14 protein-coding genes, 1 tRNA gene and 1 rRNA gene are annotated in these 18,749 nt (G+C 65.5%); 10 read left to right on the top strand and 6 right to left on the bottom strand.

The genetic code is table 11. From position 1 onward, the window contains the following. Positions 1 to 32 precede the first annotated feature (32 nt). From rrf to BS38_RS0114040, 3 genes are all read left to right on the top strand, one after another. A 5S ribosomal RNA gene (rrf, locus tag BS38_RS0114050) occupies positions 33 to 149 on the top strand. A 369-nt stretch (positions 150 to 518) separates the two neighbouring features. Next, positions 519 to 1,010 (top strand): SRPBCC domain-containing protein, encoded by a 492-nt coding sequence (locus BS38_RS0114045; RefSeq protein WP_028271393.1) that lies wholly within the window; start codon positions 519 to 521, stop codon positions 1,008 to 1,010. A 10-nt stretch (positions 1,011 to 1,020) separates the two neighbouring features. Continuing rightward, positions 1,021 to 1,521: a GNAT family N-acetyltransferase gene (locus tag BS38_RS0114040; protein ID WP_028271392.1), complete on the top strand. Its 501-nt coding sequence runs from the start codon at positions 1,021 to 1,023 to the stop codon at positions 1,519 to 1,521. Between the two features lie 9 nt (positions 1,522 to 1,530). On the opposite strand, the gene BS38_RS0114035 is transcribed toward BS38_RS0114040, so the two are convergent. Together BS38_RS0114035 and BS38_RS0114030 are read right to left on the bottom strand one after the other, a co-directional pair. Then, complete coding sequence (locus BS38_RS0114035) at positions 1,531 to 2,562, bottom strand: LacI family DNA-binding transcriptional regulator (RefSeq protein WP_028271391.1); 1,032 nt, start codon at positions 2,560 to 2,562, stop codon at positions 1,531 to 1,533. A 45-nt stretch (positions 2,563 to 2,607) separates the two neighbouring features. After that, a complete protein-coding gene (locus tag BS38_RS0114030) occupies positions 2,608 to 4,365 on the bottom strand; it encodes a glycoside hydrolase family 13 protein (RefSeq protein WP_043438685.1) in 1,758 nt (585 codons plus the stop codon). Between the two features lie 306 nt (positions 4,366 to 4,671). Here BS38_RS0114030 and BS38_RS0114025 point away from each other — a divergent pair, with 306 nt between their 5' ends. The 5 genes from BS38_RS0114025 (at position 4,672) to BS38_RS0114005 (ending at position 12,176) form a co-directional block, all read left to right on the top strand. Then, the gene (locus tag BS38_RS0114025) at positions 4,672 to 5,970 is read left to right on the top strand and encodes a sugar ABC transporter substrate-binding protein (RefSeq protein ID WP_028271389.1); all 1,299 of its coding nucleotides are present in this window, start codon (positions 4,672 to 4,674) and stop codon (positions 5,968 to 5,970) included. 144 nt (positions 5,971 to 6,114) lie between these two features. Continuing rightward, the gene (locus BS38_RS0114020) at positions 6,115 to 7,794 is read left to right on the top strand and encodes an ABC transporter permease subunit (protein ID WP_028271388.1); all 1,680 of its coding nucleotides are present in this window, start codon (positions 6,115 to 6,117) and stop codon (positions 7,792 to 7,794) included. Beyond that, positions 7,791 to 8,771, top strand: a complete 981-nt coding sequence (locus BS38_RS0114015) for a sugar ABC transporter permease (RefSeq protein WP_028271387.1) — start codon at positions 7,791 to 7,793, stop codon at positions 8,769 to 8,771. Before BS38_RS0114020 ends, BS38_RS0114015 begins: the two co-directional genes overlap by 4 nt. 2 nt (positions 8,772 to 8,773) lie before the next feature. After that, positions 8,774 to 10,771, top strand: coding sequence for a glycoside hydrolase family 13 protein (locus BS38_RS25160; RefSeq protein WP_043438683.1), 1,998 nt, complete (start codon positions 8,774 to 8,776; stop codon positions 10,769 to 10,771). 34 nt (positions 10,772 to 10,805) lie between these two features. Beyond that, entirely contained in the window at positions 10,806 to 12,176 is a 1,371-nt protein-coding gene (locus BS38_RS0114005; protein WP_028271386.1) for an FAD-binding oxidoreductase, read from the top strand. 12 nt (positions 12,177 to 12,188) lie between these two features. On the opposite strand, the gene BS38_RS0114000 is transcribed toward BS38_RS0114005, so the two are convergent. The 4 genes from BS38_RS0114000 to BS38_RS0113985 all read right to left on the bottom strand — a co-directional run bounded on the left by BS38_RS0114000 (position 12,189) and on the right by BS38_RS0113985 (position 17,371). After that, positions 12,189 to 13,604, bottom strand: coding sequence for a DUF4032 domain-containing protein (locus BS38_RS0114000; protein WP_028271385.1), 1,416 nt, complete (start codon positions 13,602 to 13,604; stop codon positions 12,189 to 12,191). Between the two features lie 116 nt (positions 13,605 to 13,720). Next, positions 13,721 to 14,803 carry an ABC transporter ATP-binding protein gene (locus BS38_RS0113995; RefSeq protein WP_028271384.1) on the bottom strand — a complete coding sequence of 361 codons (1,083 nt, stop codon included), beginning with the start codon at positions 14,801 to 14,803 and terminating at the stop codon, positions 13,721 to 13,723. A gap of 257 nt (positions 14,804 to 15,060) precedes the next feature. After that, positions 15,061 to 15,879, bottom strand: a complete 819-nt coding sequence (gene otsB, locus BS38_RS0113990) for a trehalose-phosphatase (RefSeq protein WP_028271383.1) — start codon at positions 15,877 to 15,879, stop codon at positions 15,061 to 15,063. Continuing rightward, positions 15,869 to 17,371 (bottom strand): alpha,alpha-trehalose-phosphate synthase (UDP-forming), encoded by a 1,503-nt coding sequence (locus tag BS38_RS0113985; RefSeq protein WP_028271382.1) that lies wholly within the window; start codon positions 17,369 to 17,371, stop codon positions 15,869 to 15,871. Before BS38_RS0113985 ends, otsB begins: the two co-directional genes overlap by 11 nt. A gap of 180 nt (positions 17,372 to 17,551) precedes the next feature. Here BS38_RS0113985 and BS38_RS0113980 point away from each other — a divergent pair, with 180 nt between their 5' ends. Both BS38_RS0113980 and BS38_RS0113975 read left to right on the top strand, forming a co-directional pair. Continuing rightward, a complete protein-coding gene (locus BS38_RS0113980) occupies positions 17,552 to 18,442 on the top strand; it encodes a DsbA family protein (protein WP_028271381.1) in 891 nt (296 codons plus the stop codon). A gap of 157 nt (positions 18,443 to 18,599) precedes the next feature. Further along, positions 18,600 to 18,676 (top strand) — tRNA-Thr (locus BS38_RS0113975). The last annotated feature ends 73 nt before the right edge of the window (positions 18,677 to 18,749 follow it).

The raw sequence follows: 18,749 nt of genomic DNA, 5'->3' as shown, positions 1-18,749 counted from the left end.
CCCCACGGGGCCGGCCGGTGCGGAGCAAGGGTTACGGCGGTCATAGCGTGGGGGAAACGCCCGGTCCCATTCCGAACCCGGAAGCTAAGACCCACAGCGCCGATGGTACTGCACCCGGGAGGGTGTGGGAGAGTAGGTCACCGCCGGAACACCATTCAGGTCGAGAGCCCCAACCACACGGTTGGGGCTCTCCCACTTTAACCACCACACACCCAGGCCGAACCCACTCCCGGAACGTGCACCCCCAGGGCAACCCACCCGCACTTCCCGGGCCCCTCAGACGAACCCTCTCGCAGATCCTGCGTTGTTCTGACGAACCCTCTCGCAGATCCTGCGGTGTCACGGCCAACCCTCTCCTACCACCCGCACCGACCGGCCACGCCGGCCAGGCACCCAACCCCAGCCACCGCCGTCGAACCCCCCGGTGAGAGAGCGTTAGGTGGAACCCTCAGGAAGTGAGAGAGCGTTGCCGGGGCGGGCACGAAAGGTGAGCGAGCGTCCGGGTAAAGTTGTTGATCATGGACAACCTCTTTAGCCACGCTTCCCCGGCCGACGAAGCACCGGATCCCGTGGATGCCCTGAGCGCCGTCGTGCACACCGTGGTGGTTCCTGGGCCGGTCTCCAAGGCGTTCATCGGGTTCACCGAACACACCCATCTCTGGTGGCCCCTCGAGGACCACAGCGTGTTCGGCGCGGGGTCCTACGTTGAATTCGAAGAGAACCTGGTGCTGGAAACTGCCGACGATGGGCGTACCGCGGTCTGGGGCAGCATCGATGACTGGCAGCCACCGCTGTCGTTCCACGCCAGCTGGCATCCCGGGACCACGGCGCTGTGGTCCACCGAGCTTCGCGTTGCCTTCAGGGCTGTTGAAGGGGGCACGGAGCTCCGGCTGGTGCACGACGGCTGGGAGGGCGCTGAAGACCCCGCCAGGACCAGGGCCGAATACGATGCAGGCTGGCCGGGCGTACTGGCCCGTTTTGTGCGGTTTATGGGTGGTGCAGTTGGCTAGCGTCCGGCGCATGACTGGGGACGAATGGGTGTCGCTTAGGGCCGTGCGGCTGGACATGCTGGCCGATACGCCCACTGCCTATGTCGAATCCCTGGCGTCGGCCGAGGCGCAGACGGAAGGCCAATGGCGGAGCCGTGCCGCTGCGATGACGGCCCCGGGCAGTGTGACTTTTGTGGCTGAGGACGACTCTGCGGCCAATGGGTTTTGCGGTCTGATGCGGGTGGTTGTTAAGCATCCCCAGGACCCGGGCCGGCCGCGTCAGGCGATGCTGATCAGCGTTTACGTGGCTGCGGCATTCCGCGGCAGCGGGCTTGCGGGCAAGCTGCTGGGCCATTCGGTTGAAGCGGCAGCCAGCGAGCTGGGGGCCGGGCTGTTGCAGCTCGGGGTGCACGAGGACAATACCCGTGCCCTCCGCTTCTACACGCGCCACGGCTTCCGTGACACCGGCCTCAGGGAAGCCTACGCACTGGATCCGGCCAAGAAGGAATTCATCATGGAGCGGGAGCTGTAAGGGAAGTACCTAGCGGACGGGCGCCGTGTCTGCCGGTGGTACGGACGTGCTGGACCTCACCACGAACTTGGTGGGAAACTCCGTGTCCGTTGCACCGCCGTCGGCCGCTTTTTCAAGCCCGGCGAGCAGCAGCCGGACCGCCAATGCTCCCTGGCCCCGGGCGTCCTGGTCGATAGTGGTCAGCCCGAACACCTCACCAAGCTCATGGCCATCAATACCGATGACCGACAAGTCGTACGGAATCCGCAGGCCGAAGTCGCGGGCGGCCAGGATGGTTCCGATGGCCATTTCATCCGAGGCCGCGAACACCGCTGTGGGCCGTTCGGACGCTCCGCCAAGCAGCTGCCGGGCACTCGCATAAGCGCCCTGGATGGTGAAGTCCGCGGAGACCTGCCATTCAGGACGGACTGCAACCCCGGCCGCCGCCATGGCTTTCTCAAAGCCGCCCTGTCGCGTGCCGGGGAGCCGGAAATCCTGCTGGTAGGAGGCGTCGCCGGTCATGTGGGCGATCCGGGTGTGCCCCAGCCTGAGCAGGTGGTTGGTTGCGGCCTCGGCAATGCCGGAGTCGTTGATCCTGATGGTGGAGGCACCAGGCAACGGACCGCCGATTCCCACGATGGGGCGGTGGATGGCGAGCAGCTGCTGTATTTCGGCCTCACTGAGTTCGAGGGACACGGCGATGACCGCATCCACCCGTTTCCGCAAGAGAAAATCGTTCAGCACGCTGTGCCGGCGGTCGGGCCCTTCACTGACGTTATACAGGGTCAGGTCGTAGCCGGCGTCGAGCAATGTCGCGGACACTCCCTCCACCACCGACGAGAAAAACCAGCGGTGGACCGAAGGAACAACCACCCCCACATTGTGGTTCCGGCCTGAAGCCAGGCTGGAGGCGTGGTACGACAATACGAAACCGAGCTCAGCCGCTGCTGTCTGCGCGCGTTCGCGGCTGCGGGGCGAGACGTTGCCTTTGCCGCTCAGCGCCCGCGACACGGTAGCGATGGATAGGCCCGCACGCTCAGCTACGTCCTTGATGCCGGGCATGTTCAGTTCTCCGTGTTCCTCACTGCTAATTCAACGACAGCCGGATCACCCAACTGGGAGGTTCAACCAGACCGTCTCACCCGAGCCTAGCTGATGACCACGGTCGTACGTTTCCGGTGACGCCGAATACTGCTCGGCTGACTCCGGGGAGCTGCGCAGCAGCATCTGCCCCGGCGGGAGATCCAACGGATCCTGCCCCACGTTCATGACCACCAGCGTGGTCCCGTTGACGTAGGCGAGGGACGTATCGCTGCACCAGTCTTCCAGCCAGGCCAGCGAGCCCCGGCCCAGGTCCAGCTGCCTCCGCATGGCCAACATCCGGCGGTAGAGGTTCAGATGCGACGTCGGCTGTTCAGTCTGCACATCGCGTGCCAGTTCGGCGAAGCTCGCCGGCTGCGGCAGCCAAGGGTCCTGGCCGGACCCGAAACCCGTGTGCGGCTCCGCGGCACGCCACGGAAGCGGCACCCTGCAGCCGTCGCGGCCCAGCCGCTCTCCGCCGGTGCGCGCGAAGGTGGGGTCCTGGCGCTGGCTGTCTGGGATGTCGATGCCGTCCGGAAGGCCCAGTTCCTCGCCCTGGTAAAGGTACGCCCCGCCGGGAAGCCCCAGCATGAACATGGAGGCAGCCGCCGCGCGTTTCCTGCCCAGGGCAGAGTCCGGCTGACGGTCAAAGGTGCCGATCCCGTCGCCGTCGCGCGGTGCCGGGCCGTCGTAGCCGAAGCGGGTGGCGTGGCGGACGACGTCGTGGTTGGACAGTACCCAGGTGCTGGGCGCGCCGACGGCGTCCAGCGCCACCAGCGAGTCCGTGATCACGCCGCGCAGGCGGTGAACGTCAAGCCCCGCGTGGAGGTAGGGAAAGTTGAATGCCTGGTGCATTTCGTCCGGACGCACCCAGTCGGCGAGACGGGGCAGCGGGTCCACGTTGGCTTCGGCGCAGAGGATGCGGTCCGGACCGTACTCCGCCAGGATGCGGCGCCAGGCCCGGTAGATGTCATGCAGGGCAGGCTGGCCGAACATCGGGGCGTCGTGGCCGGGGTAGCCGTCACAGCTGTTGCCGTCTGCCCGGCCGCCCCATTCAGGCAGCCCGGGAGCTTTCACCAGGGCATGGGCAACGTCCACGCGGAACCCGGCGACGCCGCGGTCCAGCCAGAAGCGCACCACCCGTTCGAACTCATCGTGGACGGCCTGGTTGTCCCAGTTGAAGTCGGGCTGGGAGGTGTCGAAGAGGTGCAGATACCACTGCCCGGGCTGGCCGTCCGGTTCGGAGATACGTGTCCAGGCCGGTCCGCCAAAGTGGGATTCCCAGTTGTTGGGAGGCTCTTCGCCGAAGGGTCCGCGGCCGTCCCGGAAAATGAACATGTCCCGCTCCGGACTTCCCGCGGGGGCGCCGAGGGCGGCCTGGAAAGCGGCGTGCTGGTCCGAACAGTGATTGGGAACAAGGTCCACGATCACCCGCAGGTTCAGGCGGGCTGCCTGTGCCATCATGGCGTCGAAGTCCGCCAGGGTGCCGAAGAGCGGATCCACGTCGCAGTAATCGCTGACGTCGTAGCCGGCATCTTTCTGCGGTGAGCGGTAGAACGGCGACAGCCAGACGGCATCGACGTCAAGCCGGGCCAGCTGGGGGAGCTCGGCGGTGATGCCGGCCAGATCGCCGATGCCGTCCCCGTTCAGGTCCCGGAAGGAGCGCGGATAAACCTGATAGATCACTGCGGAGCGCCACCAGCCGGCAGCTTCATCTGCAGTGTGGACCAGGGTCAGTGGCCCGGCTGCGATGGCGGGGGCTTTGAGCATTGAGTCAACGGACATGCCGGTAATCGTAGAACGGAATTGTGCCAAATTGAAAACGCTTCCAATTGTGACGTGCGCCTCACTCCTGTCAGAGAACCTTCCGGTTCAGCCCTTGATTGCAGGTGTTTAGCGCCGCCAGCTTCGCGCTGGAGCCGTAGGTCGGAATTTTGCCCGCAGCCCTACTGCCAAGTAGGGTGACTTTCCAACATGGGTCAATCCGTGTACTTTGGAAGCGCTTGCAGCTGTGAGCCACATCACCGACGATGCCACAGGGCCCCAGGGGCCGACGCGTGGATGCAGGATTTTTTTATGAAAGGGACACCAATGAAGGTGCAGAACACCCTCACGAGCGGGACCAGCCGCCGCGTCTTTACGGCGGGCGCGCTCTCCGTCGTTGCAGCCCTGGCGCTCAGCGCCTGCGGCGGCGCATCGGCGACCGCACCGGCGACTGCCACCGCCAAGCCGGATCTGAAGTCCGCCGGTGCCGGCACTATCACCATGTGGGTCGACGCCGAACGCTCACCGGCACTCAAAGACATCACGGCCAAGTTCCAGGCCGATACCGGCATCGAAGTGAAGCTGGTTGTCAAAGACTTCGCCGCTGTCCGCGATGACTTCATCACCCAGGTCCCCACGGGCAAGGGGCCGGACCTGATTGTGGGCCCGCACGACTGGGTGGGCAAGTTCGTCCAGAACGGCGTGATCGCTCCGATCGAACTCGGCGACAAGTCCTCGGCCTTCCAGGAATCCTCCGTCAAGGCCATGACGTTCAACGGCTCCGTCTATGGCGTCCCGTACGCCATCGAGAACATCGCCCTGCTGCGCAACACCGACCTCGTGTCCGACAGCGCGGAAACCCTTGATGAAGTGGTGGCCAACGGCAAGAAGGCCGTGGCGGACGGCAAAGCCAAGTTCCCGTTCCTGGTGGGCATGGATCCCAAACAGGGCGACCCGTACCACCTCTACCCGCTGCAGGCTTCCATGGGTTCGCAGGTCTTCGGCCAGGCGGCCGACGGCGGCTACGACCCCAAGCAGCTCCTGATCGGCGACGCTGCCGGCGTCGAATTCGCCAAGAAGCTCGTGGCCTGGGGCGATACCGGTGAGAAGATCATCAACTCCAACATCACCGGGGACATCGCCAAGGAGAAGTTCCTGGCCGGCGAATCCCCGTACTTCCTGACGGGCCCCTGGAATGTTCCGGATGTCCAGAAGAAGGGCATCAAGTTTGCGGTGGACGCCCTGCCGACCGCCGGTGACAAGCCTGCCCAGCCGTTTATCGGCGTCAACGGCTTCTTCATCAGCGCCAAGAGCGCCAACGCCCTGGCCACCAACGAGTTCGTGACCAACTACCTCACCTCGGAAGCAGCCCAGGATTCCATGTACAAGGCCGGCGGCCGCCCGCCGGCGCTGAAGGCGTCCTTCGAGAAGGCTGCCAGCGACCCCGTCGTGGAAGCGTTCGGCAAGATCGGTGCCACCGGTGTGCCCATGCCCGCCATCCCGGAGATGAGTGCGGTCTGGGCTGACTGGGGAGCCACCGAACTGGCCCTCATCAAGGGCCAGGGCGATCCCGCTGCCGACTGGGCCAAGATGGCCGCCAGCATCAAGGCGAAAATCGCCGGCTGACCAGTCGCCGGTCCACTACCGGCAGCACTGGCCGGGCAGCTTAATGCTGCCCGGCCGGTTGCCGCTCGAACCCGCGCTGACCACCGCTCCCGCGCAGCGCCCGCAATCTCCACGGCCCGCTTCTCCCAAGGACCATAGACAGCCATGCCCAAAACCGATCTTTTCCAGGATTCCCCGCAACCCCCGTCGCCATCATCGTTGCCAGGAGCATCGCCAGCAGCTTCGCCAGCACGGAAGGGCACCACGCCAGACCAGCCGGGCGGGGTGCGTAAAGGCCGCTTCGGCCAGGATTCCACCAAGGGAATCGTCGCCAAGATCGTGCTCCTGGGCCTTGTGGACGCCCTGGCCGTCTATGTCCTGATGATGCTTTTCCTCAGCCAGTCCTGGGGTGCGCTGGGGGTCTCCTCCGCCGTCGTGCTGGCCATTAACTGGATCTACCTCCGCAAGGGGGGACTGCCCGCCAAATACCTGGCCCCGGGCGTGCTGTTCCTGCTGGTGTTCCAGGTCTTCGTGGTGCTGTTCAGCGGATACATCGCCTTCACCAATTACGGCGACGGGCACAACAGCACCAAGGATGACGCCATCGCGGCCATCCAGCTCACCGCGCAGAAGCGCGTTCCGGACTCGCCCGCATACAAGGCAGCGGTGCTCACCAAGGGCAACGACTTCTACCTGCTGTTCACCGATCCGGACGGCAAGGCCACGATCGGCAGCACCGGCACCCCGCTGAAGGAAGTGCCCGACGCCGGAACCGACTCCGCCGGCAAGGCCAACTCCGTCGACGGCTACCAGACGCTGACCTTCCAGGAAATCGTCGCCAACCAGCAGGAGATCCTGGCCATCACCGTACCCGTCTCGGACAACCCGGCTGACGGCACGCTGCGCACGGCAGACGGAAGCAACGCCTACGAGTTCAAACCGGCGCTGACGTATGACGCCGCGGCGGATACCTTCACCGACACCGACACGGGGGCCGTCTACCGCGACAACGGCAAGGGCGCCTTCGCGGACGGCAACGGCGAAACCCTCACCACGGGCTGGAAGATCGACGTCGGCATGGAAAACTTCGCCCGCGCCTTCACCGATCCGAGCCTGCGCGGCCCGCTGCTGGGCGTCATCCTGTGGACGTTCACCTTCGCCGTCACGTCGGTGGCACTGACCTTTGCGCTGGGCCTGTTCCTGGCCGTCACGTTCAACCGCGAGGACCTGCGCGGCAAGAAGGTGTACCGGATCCTGATGATCCTGCCCTATGCGTTCCCCGCCTTCCTGTCCGGCCTGGTCTGGTCCGGCATCCTCAACCCGCAGTTCGGCTGGCTCAACCAGACGCTGCTGGGCGGAGCAACGATCGGCTGGCTCACCGACCCCTTGCTGGCCAAGGTCAGTGTCCTGGTGGTCAACCTCTGGCTCGGCTTCCCGTACATGTTCCTGGTCTGCACCGGCGCCCTCCAGTCGCTGCCCACCGAACTCGACGAAGCCGCCCGGATGGATGGGGCCGGCCCGTGGCGGGTGTTCCGGTCCATCAAGCTGCCCCTCCTGCTGGTCTCCATCGCCCCGCTGCTGATTTCCTCGTTCGCCTTCAATTTCAACAACTTCAATGTGATCTACATGCTCACCGGCGGCGGACCGCGCTTCGCCGACACGGACCGGGACATTGGAGCCACTGACATCCTGATCACCCTCGTGTACAAGGTTGCCTTCGGGCAGGGAACCGGCCGTGACTACGGCCTCGCCAGCGCCCTGGCGATCATCATCTTCATCATCGTGGCCACAGTTTCGGCCATCAGCTTCAAGCAGACCAAAGCACTCGAGGACGTGAACTCATGAACGGGTCAACGGCACGCACACGCACGACGGCGGCACCCGCCGCAGGCTCCACCGTCACCGCTGGTGGCACCGCAGAAGGAGCCACCGATGTCGATCAGCTGAGGCTGCTGCACCGGCGGCGCACGTTCGGGGCCTGGTTCAAGGACAAGGGCTGGCGCCACCTTGTGGGAATCGCGGTCACCATCTTCGCGGTCTTCCCGCTGCTCTATGTCTTGTCCGCCGCGTTCAACTCCACCGGCACCCTCGTGGGCTCGAACGCGCTTTTCAGCAAACTCGACCTCGGCAACTTCACCGCTTTGTTCAACGACCCGTCCCGGCCCTTTGGCCGCTGGTTCGTGAACACCATGGTTGTGGGTGTGGTGACCTCGGCAGCGACGGTGTTCCTGGGGGCAATGGCCGCCTACGCCTTTTCCCGCATGCGGTTCAAGGGTCGCCGGATCGGACTGCTGAGCCTGCTCCTGCTCCAGATGTTCCCGCAACTGCTGGCCGTGGTGGCCATCTTCCTGCTGCTCAGCGGAATCTCCGAGGTCATTCCCGCCCTGGGCCTGGGCAGCCAGCTCGGCCTGATCATGGTGTACCTCGGCGGGGCACTCGGGGTGAACACCTACCTCATGTACGGCTTCTTCAACACCGTTCCGCAGTCCCTGGACGAGGCGGCGAAGATTGACGGCGCCAGTCACGTGCAGATCTTCTTCGGCATCATCCTGCGCCTGGTCACGCCGATCCTCGCAGTGGTGGGGCTGCTCGCCTTCATCGGCATCTCCAGCGAATTCGTGATCGCCAGCGTGGTGCTGACCGATCCGGACAGCCAGACGCTCGCGGTCGGACTCTACTCCTTCGTCGCCCAGCAGCGCTCTGAGAACTGGGGAGTCTTCGCCGCCGGTGCCGTGCTCGCCGCCGTTCCGGTGATGGCACTGTTCCTGTTCCTGCAGCGCTACATCGTCAGCGGCCTCACCCAGGGCTCGGTCAAAGGCTGAGCATGGCGTCATACCTCCAGCCCGGCCCGGCCGCGCACTGCCCCCTCCCGCACCACGACGGTTCGCCGCTGCATGCGCCCCGGCGCACCGCACTGGGCGATACCGCCCGGCTCCGCATCAGGGTCCCCGCAGCGTGGGGGTATGCGGCCCGGGTCTGGGTGCGGTCGGTCCAGGACGGCGAGCCGCGGTACGACGCCGCCCGCAGCCTGGGGGAGTCGGACGGCTGGACCTGGTGGGAATCCGAAATGACAGTCACCAACCCGGTGGCGCGGTACCGGTTCCTGCTGGAAGTCGCGGCCGTCCAGTACGACGGCGGGACGCCTGGTGCCGGGCGTCCCGGAACGGGGACAGCAGCCGTCGGCCAGGGGTACTGGAGCCTCAACGCCCAGGGACTGTTCCGCCGCGACGTCTCCGACTATGCGGACTTCCGGCTGACAGCGTTTCCCGCTGCGCCCCAGTGGCTGCGCCGGGGAACGATGTACCAGGTGTTTCCGGACCGCTTTGCACGCTCCGCGGACGCCGGCTCGCACCCGGCGCCTGACTGGGCCATCCCGTCCGGCTGGGACCACACACCCGTGCAGGGAACCGGGCCGGCCACGCCGTTCCAGTTCTACGGCGGGGACCTCACCGGGGTGGCCGAAAAGCTGGACCATATCCAGGGACTCGGCGCCGACATCATCTACCTGACGCCGTTCTTCCCGGCACGTTCCAACCACCGCTACGACGCCTCCACCTTCGACGCAGTGGATCCCCTGCTTGGCGGGGACGATGCCCTCGTGAAACTGGTGGAAGCGGCACACGCCCGCGGTATCAAAGTGATGGGCGACCTCACCGCCAACCATTCCGGCGATGCCCACGAGTGGTTCCGGCAGGCGCTCGCCGATCCGGCATGCCCTGAATCCGGCTACTACTATTTCACCGGATCCAAGGAACAGGGCAGCGGGCAGCAGGGATCCGGGGAGCAGGGTGCCCGGACCTACGAGGCCTGGTACGGCGTTGCGTCGCTGCCCAAGCTCAACTGGTCCTCCGACGAGCTTAAGCACAAGTTCGTCCTGGATGACGACTCCCCGGTGGCCCGCTGGCTCAGGCCCCCGTTCAACCTGGACGGCTGGCGGATCGACGTCGGCAACATGACCGGCAGGCTGGGCGCCACCGACCTCAACCGGGAGGTGGCCCGGCTGATCGCTGACCGGGTCCGGGACATTAACCCCGAAGCCGCCTTGCTGGCCGAAGCCACCAACGATGCCGCACCGGACTTCACCGGCGAACACTGGCACGGCGCCATGACCTACGCCAATTTCACCCGTCCGCTGTGGTCGTGGCTGGCCGGGGACGCCGCCCACGTCAATTTCTTCGGCACCCCCCTTGCCGGCCCCAACCGGATGGGCGCCGAGGATTTCCTGGCCACCCACCTGGACCTGGCGGCAGCCTTCAGCTGGGACCTCCGGCTCCAGAACATGAACGCCCTGAACAGCCACGACACCGCACGTGCCGCCACAGTGATGATCGACGGCGGGCAGCTGCTCGGGGCCGTCATGATGTTCACCCTTCCCGGTGTTCCTGTGGTCTTCGCGGGGGACGAGTTCGGACTCACGGGACACAACGGCGAAGACGCCAGGACGCCGATGCCGTGGGATGACCCCCGCCGGGTCGAGGCGGACCTCCGCGCCAGCTATTCGTCCCTGGCATCCCTGCGCCGTGGTCAGCCGGCGCTCACCGAGGGCGGCATCCGCTGGCTGTACGCCGACGGCGACGCACTCGCCTATGTACGGGAGACGGCGGAAAGCGCGGTCCTGGTCTTCGTGGCACGCGCAGCCGCCCGGGCGGACCTCGCCGCCGGCGCGCTGTCTCCGGCCCAAGTCGCCGCCCTCGGTGCAGAGGCTGCCTTCAGCACAGGCGAGGTCACCACCGGGGCGGGGAACGCTGGCGTTAGCCTCAGCGCCGGCGACTCCGCGGCCGCGGTCTGGGTGCTTCCGGGGACGGCCGTGCCTGCCGTTTAGACTGGAGGCCGGATTCGACGGACCTGGAGGCCGCATGAGCAACATTGTTGACGAGCTCAAAACCATCCTGGAGCCAGGCAAGCTGGCCGTGGACGAAACGACCTTGGCCCGTTACGCCGTGGACCAGGCACCGGTTGTGGACTACCAGCTGCCGCTGGCCGTCGTCTGGGCCGAAACTGTCGAAGACGTCCAGGCTGTGGTCGGTGCGTGCGCCAAGCACGGTGCGCCCATAGTTGCCCGCGGGGCCGGCACCGGGGTTTCCGGCGGTGCACATGCCAGCCCGGGGTGCATCGTGCTGAGCCTTGAACGCATGAACCGCATCCTCGCCCTGAACCCGGACGACGAGACCGCCGTCGTCGAACCCGGCGTGATCAATGCCGACCTTAACGACGCAGCAGCGGTCCACGGGCTGATGTACGCCCCGGATCCCGCGAGCTTCCGCACATCAACCCTCGGCGGCAACGTTGCCACCAACGCGGGCGGCCTGCGCTGCGCCAAGTACGGCGTCACCCGCGATTCGGTGCTGGCCCTCGACGTGGTCCTGGCGGACGGCTCCCTCATTCACACCGGGCACCAGACATTCAAGGGCGTTGCCGGCTACGACCTGACCGGGCTGTTCGTTGGCTCGGAAGGAACACTCGGCATTGTGGTCGGGGCGACGCTCCGGCTGAAGTACCTGCCCCGCGAAGTGCACACCATCGCCGCGTTCTATCCTGACTTCCGCAGCGCCGCGGCCGGTGTCCTGGCCGTGGGCAAGGCGCGCGTGCAGCCGGCCATCATGGAGCTGCTCGACGGCGGTTCGCTGCATCAGCTCGATGAGATCCATGGCTCGGACCTGAGCTCCCGCGGCGCCTCGCTCCTGTTGATCCAGACGGACGGCTTCGGGGCTGCCGCGGAAGCCGATGTGGTCCGCGAGGTCCTTGCCGCCGGCGGAGCCACAGTGACCACCGAAGCCAGCGCGGAAGCCGAACAGCTGGTGGAACTGCGGCGAAACAGCCGCGGCGTTGAAGTGGACGACGAATACCGGGTGGGGGAGGACGTGGCCGTGCCGCGCTCGCGGCTTGTGGACTACATCGGCGAGCTTGAAGCGATGGCCGTGGCCCACGGCGTGCAGCTCAAAGTGGTGGCGCACGCCGGCGACGGCAACCTGCACCCTACCTTCTGGGTGGACCGCGTGGACCACCAGGTGGACGCCGACGCCATGCAGCGGCTGGGCGAATGCCTGGACAGATCAATCACGGTGGCCCTGGCGATGGGCGGAACCATCACCGGCGAGCACGGGATCGGACAGTACAAACTGCGGTGGCTCGGCCTGGAACAGCCCGAACCCGTCAGGGAACTGCAGCGCCGGATCAAACATCTCTTTGATCCGGCCGGCATCCTGAACCCCGGAAAAGCGATCTAGGGGCAGGCCAGCCTAGTCGTCTGAGTCGGGGTACTCGTCGATGTCCTCGTCGCCGTACCGGGACTGCTCGGTTTCCACTTCGAGGATCTTGAGCAGCTCGGTGTCCGGGTTGAGCATGATCGCTGCCTCGTCGCGGCGGTGCCGGAGGATGGAGTCGATGTAGGACTGCACGGCCTCCGCCAGCGGAATGTGCCGTTCCTGCTTCTCGGACATGTACCAGCGGTGTTCCAGCACTTCATGGACTGCTTCCGCCGGTTCCAGCTTGCCTGAGAGGTCGCGCGGAATTGAGCGCACAATGGGCTCGAAGATCTGGCTGACCCACAGGTGGGCGCTGTATTCCTCATCCATCTTCGGGTTGTTGTCCGCGCGGAAGGAGTCCATGTCGTTGAGCAGGCGGCGCGCCTGGTTCTCCTGGGCATCCAGTCCGGTCAGCCGCAGCAGCCGGCGCTGGTGGTGTCCGGCGTCCACCACCTTGGGCTGGAGCTGGATGGTGGTGCCGTTCTGGGTGGTCTTGATGGCGTATTCCTCAACATCGAATCCCAGCTCGTTGAGTTTCCGGATCCGGGCGGCCACACGCCAGCGTTCGCCGATCTCGAAGGATTCCTTCTCGGTAAGCTCGGTCCAGAGGCGCCGGTAGCTGTCCATGATGAGCTCGCTGGTGGCCACCGGGTCCACCTTTTCTTCGATCAGACCGCCGTCCAGCAGGTCCATCAGCTCACCGGCGATGTTGACCCTGGCAATCTCGAGATCGTACTCGCGCTGGCCGGTGGACAGGTCCGGGTACAGCTCGCCCGTCTCGGCGTCCACGAGGTAGGCGGCGAAGGCTCCGGCGTCGCGCCGGAAGAGGGTGTTGGAGAGCGAGACGTCGCCCCAGTAGAAACCGATGAGGTGGAGGCGAACCATCAGCAGCGCCTGGGCGTCGATCAGCCGGGTGAGGGTGTCTTTGCGCAGCATCTGTGAGAACAGCGCCCGGTAGGGCATGGAGAACTTCAGGTGCCGCGTGACCAGCACCGGATTCAGGGGCCTGCCGTCCGGTGTGGTGCGGCCGGTGATAACAGCTACGGGCTCCACGCAGGGCACGTCCAGGCGCGCCAGCTTGCGGAGCATGTGGTACTCGTGGCGGGCCACATGTTCGGAGGTTTCCTTGATGGCGATCACCGAACCGCCCAGGTGGGCGAAGCGCACGATGTGCCGGGAGATGCCCCGGGGGAGCGCTGCGAGGTATTCCGCAGGCCAGTCCTCCAGCGCGATGTGCCAGGGCAGATCCAGGAGTTCGGGATCAGCAGCGGCCGCGGTGATGCTCAGGTTGCTTGAAACGTTGGAACTCTTGTCGTCGTTGGCGCTGGCCGCTTCAAACCGAGGTAGTTTGCCGATCTGGCCGTAGTCGGTGGGTTCGTCGTGCCATTGGGCGTTGCTTTCCTCGGTCATGTGCCAATTCTTCCGTACGTAGGGGCAGGCGGCCTAAACAAACGTCAGGAAACCGCGCTTAAATCACGACGGCGGCCCGTCCAGTGAGGAGGGGCCGCCGCCGTTCAGTGCAAAGGCTAGTCGCCGAGGCGCAGGCCGGTCTTGGTGTCGAACAGGTGCACGTGTCCGGACTGCGGGCGAACGTAGATGGACTCACCCTTCATCGGAGGACGGCGGCCGTCGACGCGTGCCACGATGTCGTGGCTCTTGCCGTCCAGCGTGGTGTGGCCGTAGACGTAGGCGTCGGCGCCGAGTTCTTCGACGACGTCGACCTCAACCTGAAGGCCTTCGCCGGCGGCGACCTGCTCCAGGTCCTCCGGGCGTGAACCGAGGGTGACAGTGGCGCCGTGGGCCTCTTCGAGGATGTTGCGCGGTACCGGGTAGACAGTTCCGCCGAACTGGACGCCGCCGTCGACGACGGGGAGTTCCAGCAGGTTCATGGCAGGGGAGCCGATGAAGCCGGCGACGAAGACGTTCTTGGGCTTGTCGTAGAGGTTGCGCGGGGTGTCAACCTGCATCAGCAGGCCGTCCTTCAGCACAGCCACGCGGTCACCCATGGTCATGGCCTCGACCTGGTCGTGGGTCACGTAGACCGTGGTGACGCCCAGGCGGCGGGTCAGGGATGCGATCTGCGTACGGGTCTGGACGCGGAGCTTGGCGTCAAGGTTTGAGAGCGGCTCGTCCATGAGGAAGACCTGCGGGTTACGCACGATGGCGCGGCCCATGGCAACACGCTGGCGCTGACCGCCGGAGAGTGCCTTCGGCTTGCGGTCCAGGTACGGCTCGAGGTCAAGAAGCTTGGCTGCTTCGCGGACACGCTCGGCGCGCTCTTCCTTGCTGACGCCGGCGATCTTCAGCGCGAAGCCCATGTTGTCCGCAACGGTCATGTGCGGGTACAGGGCGTAGTTCTGGAAGACCATCGCGATGTCGCGGTCCTTCGGCGGAACATCGGTGACGTCGCGGTCTCCAATGAGAATGCGGCCCGCGTTGACGTCCTCAAGACCTGCGAGCATGCGCAGGGAGGTGGACTTGCCGCAGCCGGAGGGTCCAACGAGGACCAGGAATTCGCCATCGGCGATGTCGATGTTGAGCTTATCGACGGCGGGCTTATCGGTGCCCGGGTACAGACGTGTTGCGTTATCAAAAGTAACTGTAGCCACAGTTATCAATCCCTTCACCGGCAGGTACGTGCCGGACGATCCGTTGTGAATGGTTCATGTTTATTCAGTTGTCCACGGTCTTTCAGCCGTGTACTCCCCGGCCGAAGCCGAGGAGTATCGCGTGACGCCGCACGGTGTCTGTGCGCCACATCACAAACAGAGTATGTCAGATTTTATGCAATTGGGTGCAAATGTTACGGGCGTCACATGTGAGATTCGCGACCCCGCCCGTGCCGGGCGGTGGATTTACGACGGTGCTAAGCGGATTCCGCCAGCGCCAGGGTGCGTTCGCGGAGCAGTGTTTCCAGTAGTTCGGCGATGTGCACGGGCGCCTCGACGCGGAACTGCGCCTGCGTGAAATCGAGCCCCACCTTCACGCCCACGTCGCCCGGATACAGCCGTCCCAGGGCGTCTTCATCCGTGGTGTCGTCCCCCGCGAACACCACCGCTGTGGCGTCCGTCGCCTGGCGCAGGAAGGCCATTCCCTCACCCTTGGAAGCGTGGACCACGGACGTCTCCAGTACGCGGTTGCCGTTCTTCAGGTACACGTCCGGCCGGTCCTGCAGGGCAGCGCGGGCAGCGGCGACGGCGTCCTCGGCCACGTCGTCGGCGGCCAGGCGGGTGTGGAGCACCACGCCGGCCGGTTTGTCCTCCAGCAGGGTTCCCGGCGCCTGTTCCACGATCTCTTCCAGGATGTGGCGGACTTCTGCCAGCAGGGTCAGCTGGTCCGGGTCCAGGGTGAGCTCGGAAGAACCCGGCCCCAGCCAGGCCTCGGCACCGTGGCTGCCGATGAGGAGCGTCTCCGGCGGCGGCGAAGCGACCGACCGGAGGCTGGCGAGGGCACGGCCCGAGATGAGTGCCGTCGTCGTTCGCGGGAGGGCGGCCAGGGCGGCGAAGGCGGCCGCGGACCGGGGGAGGGGACGGGCATCAGCCGCGTGGTCAACGAGCGGGGAGATTGTTCCGTCAAAATCCATGGCAACCAGGAGGTGCTCGGTGGCGGCCACTTTCTTGAGGGCCGCCAGGAGTTCCGGCGGAAGCGTGAGGGGCGTCTTGTCCGGGGCTGCCTCAGGTGTCATCACGGACCACTTTCTCTTTGAGCGCTGCAAGGAAATCGGCTGACCAGTGATCGACATCGTGGTCCAGGATCTGCTTGCGCATGGACCGCATCCGGCGGCCCGCCTCGGCCGGTTGCATGTTGACGGCCCGCATGATGGTGTCCTTGAGGCCGTCGATGTCGTGCGGGTTCATCAGCAGGGCCTGCTTGAGCTGGTCCGAGGCGCCGGCGAATTCGCTGAGCACCAGGGCGCCGTCGTTGTTGGTGCGGGCGGTCACGTACTCCTTGGCGACCAGGTTCATGCCGTCACGCAGTGCCGTGACCAGCATGACGTCGGCCGCCAGGTACAGGGCCACCATCTCGTCGATGGGGTAGCTGTGGTGAAGGTAGCGGACCGCCGTGTTTTGCATGGTGTCGTAGGTGCCGTTGATGTGGCCCACGGTGCCCTCCACCTCCTCGCGCAGGAGCCGGTACTGCTCCACCCGCTCCCGGCTGGGGCTCGCCACCTGGATCAGGGCCGCGTCCTCCACCGTAACCTTGCCGTCGGCCAGCAGTTCCTCGTAGGCCTTGAGCCGGTGCCGGATGCCCTTGGTGTAGTCGAGGCGGTCGACTCCGAGGAGGATGGTCTTCGGATTGCCAAGGTCCCGGCGGATCTGGTGGGCGCGCTCGATGATCTCCGGCTGGCGGGCCAGTTCGCTGATCTGCTTGACGTCGATGGAGATGGGGAACGCCTGCGCCCGGGCAATGTGGGTTGTTGCGCCGTCCGGGCCCTTGACATGCACCTGCTGCTGCTTGACGCTGGCGCCGAGGAAGCGGCGGGCTGAACGCATGAAGTTGCCGGCGTCGCTGGGGCGCTGGAAGCCCACCAGGTCGGCCCCGAGGAGGCCGTCAATAATGGCCTGGCGCCACGGGAGCTGTGCGAAGATTTCCGGCGGGGGGAAGGGGATGTGGTTGAAGAACCCGATCTTGAGGTCCGGGCGTGCCTCGCGGAGCATCTTGGGTACCAGCTGCAGCTGGTAGTCCTGCACCCAAACGGTGGCTCCCTGGTCGGCGTGCCGGACCACGGCGTCAGCAAACCGCCGGTTGACCTTCCGGTAGGAATCCCACCAGGTCCGGTGGAATTCCGGCGGCGCAATCACGTCGTGATACAGCGGCCAGAGCGTGGCGTTGGAAAAGCCCTCATAGAAGAGTTCGACGTCGTCCGTGCTCAGCTGGACCGGGACCAGGTCCATGCCTCCATGGCTGAAGGGCTTGACGGTCTCGTCCGGGGCGCCGTGCCAGCCCACCCACGCGCCGTCGGTCTTGGTCATCATCGGAGCCAGGGCGGTCACCAGGCCGCCCGGCGACCGGCGCCAGCCGCCGTCGCAGCCCCTGTCCTCCGGGGCGCAGCGGTCAACCGGGAGCCGGTTGGACACCACCATGAAGTCATACAGCGCGGCAGCCTCGTGGCCATCGCCGTGCGCGGGTTTTCCTGCAGCTGTTGCTTCGGATTTGTCACGGTGCGTAGTGTGCATTGGTGCCCCTTGGGTTGCTAATGGCTCGAAGTCAACCCTAGTCGGCTGGAATCTTCCGTGCTATCCATCCGTTGGGCAGACGGACGGAAACTTGAAGGCGCAAGCTCTCAGGTTTCTCCCCTAAACTGACAAAGTTGCCACTGATGTGGTCCGCACCTGGCCGATCGACCCGAGGAACTGATGAGCGCCGCAAACGAACCCCGCAAGTCCAAAGCAGAACGCACTGCCGAGGCCCGCGAGAAAGCCCGTGAAATCCGTGAGGCGCAGCTGAAGAAGGACAAGCGCAATAAGCTCCTCATCGGCTGGGGCATTGTGGTGGCTGTTGTGGCCATCCTCGCAATCGTTGCACTGGTAGTCAGTTCCAATATCAGGAACAACGCTCCCGTGGCAGACGAAGGCCCCACCCCCGCCAACGGCAACATCCACGGCGGCGTGACGCTGCTGGCAAACTCCGAGGTAGTGAAGTCCGATCCCGCCACGGTCAACGTTAAGGATGTCCCCAGCAAGCCGGAAACCCCGCCTGCAGAGGTCAAGGCACCCGGCGCAGAGGCGGAAGCCGGCAAGCCCGTGAAGGTGGTCGTTTATATCGACTTCATCTGCCCCGTCTGCAAGCGGTTTGAAACCACTTATAACGAACAGCTGACCAGCCTCCGCAACGAAGGCAAGATCTCGCTGGAGTACAGGCCGCTGGGCTTCCTGGACCTGCAGTCCACCACCAACTACTCCTCCCGCGCGGCCAACGCTGCGGCCTGCGTAGTCAACGAATCGCCCGAAAAGTACTCCGACTTCGTCAACGCACTCTTCGAGAAGCAGCCCGCAGAAGGCAGCGCCGGCCTTTCGGACGACGATCTGAAGAAGATGGCCACAGACGTGGGCGCCAAGAGCATCGACACCTGCGTGGAAGAGAGGAAGTACCGGCCATACGTAAAGGTGGCCACGCAGGAAGCTGCTGCCATCGGTGTGACCGGCACTCCGACGGCCTTCGTGGACGGCAAGCAGTGGGGCAAGGGCGACTCCGCCAATACCGACCTGATCCCGTTCATTCAGGCCGCAATGGACGCCAAGGGCTAACGACCACCCTCGCGCATCAGGCCAGTGGCCCGGTTCCGGAAGCATCCGGCACCGGGCCGCTGCCGTTTTTACCAGTGGGGCGTCCTTGGGCTAACCTTATCTAGCACTCCATCCAGTGCCGCCCGTTGCGCCTGATCCGTCAGGCAGTAGCAGGCACGCCTCCTTAGCTCAGTTGGCCAGAGCACCGCTCTTGTAAAGCGGGGGTCGTCGGTTCGAATCCGACAGGGGGCTCCACGAAGGTCCTGATCTGAGGTTTGTCACCCCAGCTCAGGGCCTTTTGCGGTTTAAATGCACGGGTGGCTTTAGG

It is taken from the genome of Arthrobacter sp. UNC362MFTsu5.1 (assembly GCF_000685965.1).
In the GTDB taxonomy this organism is placed as follows: domain Bacteria; phylum Actinomycetota; class Actinomycetes; order Actinomycetales; family Micrococcaceae; genus Arthrobacter.
Note: the sequence above shows the minus strand (reverse complement) of the source record. Positions and strands in the feature narration are given on the sequence as shown.

What these genes read in the sequence shown, in the direction of transcription:
- BS38_RS0114045 (WP_028271393.1), top strand. Translation starts at nt 519, where the DNA reads ATGGACAACCTCTTTAGCCACGCTTCCCCGGCCGACGAAGCACCGGAT.
- BS38_RS0114040 (WP_028271392.1), top strand. Translation starts at nt 1,021, where the DNA reads ATGACTGGGGACGAATGGGTGTCGCTTAGGGCCGTGCGGCTGGACATG.
- BS38_RS0114035 (WP_028271391.1), bottom strand. Translation starts at nt 2,562, where the DNA reads ATGCCCGGCATCAAGGACGTAGCTGAGCGTGCGGGCCTATCCATCGCT.
- BS38_RS0114030 (WP_043438685.1), bottom strand. Translation starts at nt 4,365, where the DNA reads ATGTCCGTTGACTCAATGCTCAAAGCCCCCGCCATCGCAGCCGGGCCA.
- BS38_RS0114025 (WP_028271389.1), top strand. Translation starts at nt 4,672, where the DNA reads ATGAAGGTGCAGAACACCCTCACGAGCGGGACCAGCCGCCGCGTCTTT.
- BS38_RS0114020 (WP_028271388.1), top strand. Translation starts at nt 6,115, where the DNA reads ATGCCCAAAACCGATCTTTTCCAGGATTCCCCGCAACCCCCGTCGCCA.
- BS38_RS0114015 (WP_028271387.1), top strand. Translation starts at nt 7,791, where the DNA reads ATGAACGGGTCAACGGCACGCACACGCACGACGGCGGCACCCGCCGCA.
- BS38_RS25160 (WP_043438683.1), top strand. Translation starts at nt 8,774, where the DNA reads ATGGCGTCATACCTCCAGCCCGGCCCGGCCGCGCACTGCCCCCTCCCG.
- BS38_RS0114005 (WP_028271386.1), top strand. Translation starts at nt 10,806, where the DNA reads ATGAGCAACATTGTTGACGAGCTCAAAACCATCCTGGAGCCAGGCAAG.
- BS38_RS0114000 (WP_028271385.1), bottom strand. Translation starts at nt 13,604, where the DNA reads ATGACCGAGGAAAGCAACGCCCAATGGCACGACGAACCCACCGACTAC.
- otsB (WP_028271383.1), bottom strand. Translation starts at nt 15,879, where the DNA reads ATGACACCTGAGGCAGCCCCGGACAAGACGCCCCTCACGCTTCCGCCG.
- BS38_RS0113985 (WP_028271382.1), bottom strand. Translation starts at nt 17,371, where the DNA reads ATGCACACTACGCACCGTGACAAATCCGAAGCAACAGCTGCAGGAAAA.
- BS38_RS0113980 (WP_028271381.1), top strand. Translation starts at nt 17,552, where the DNA reads ATGAGCGCCGCAAACGAACCCCGCAAGTCCAAAGCAGAACGCACTGCC.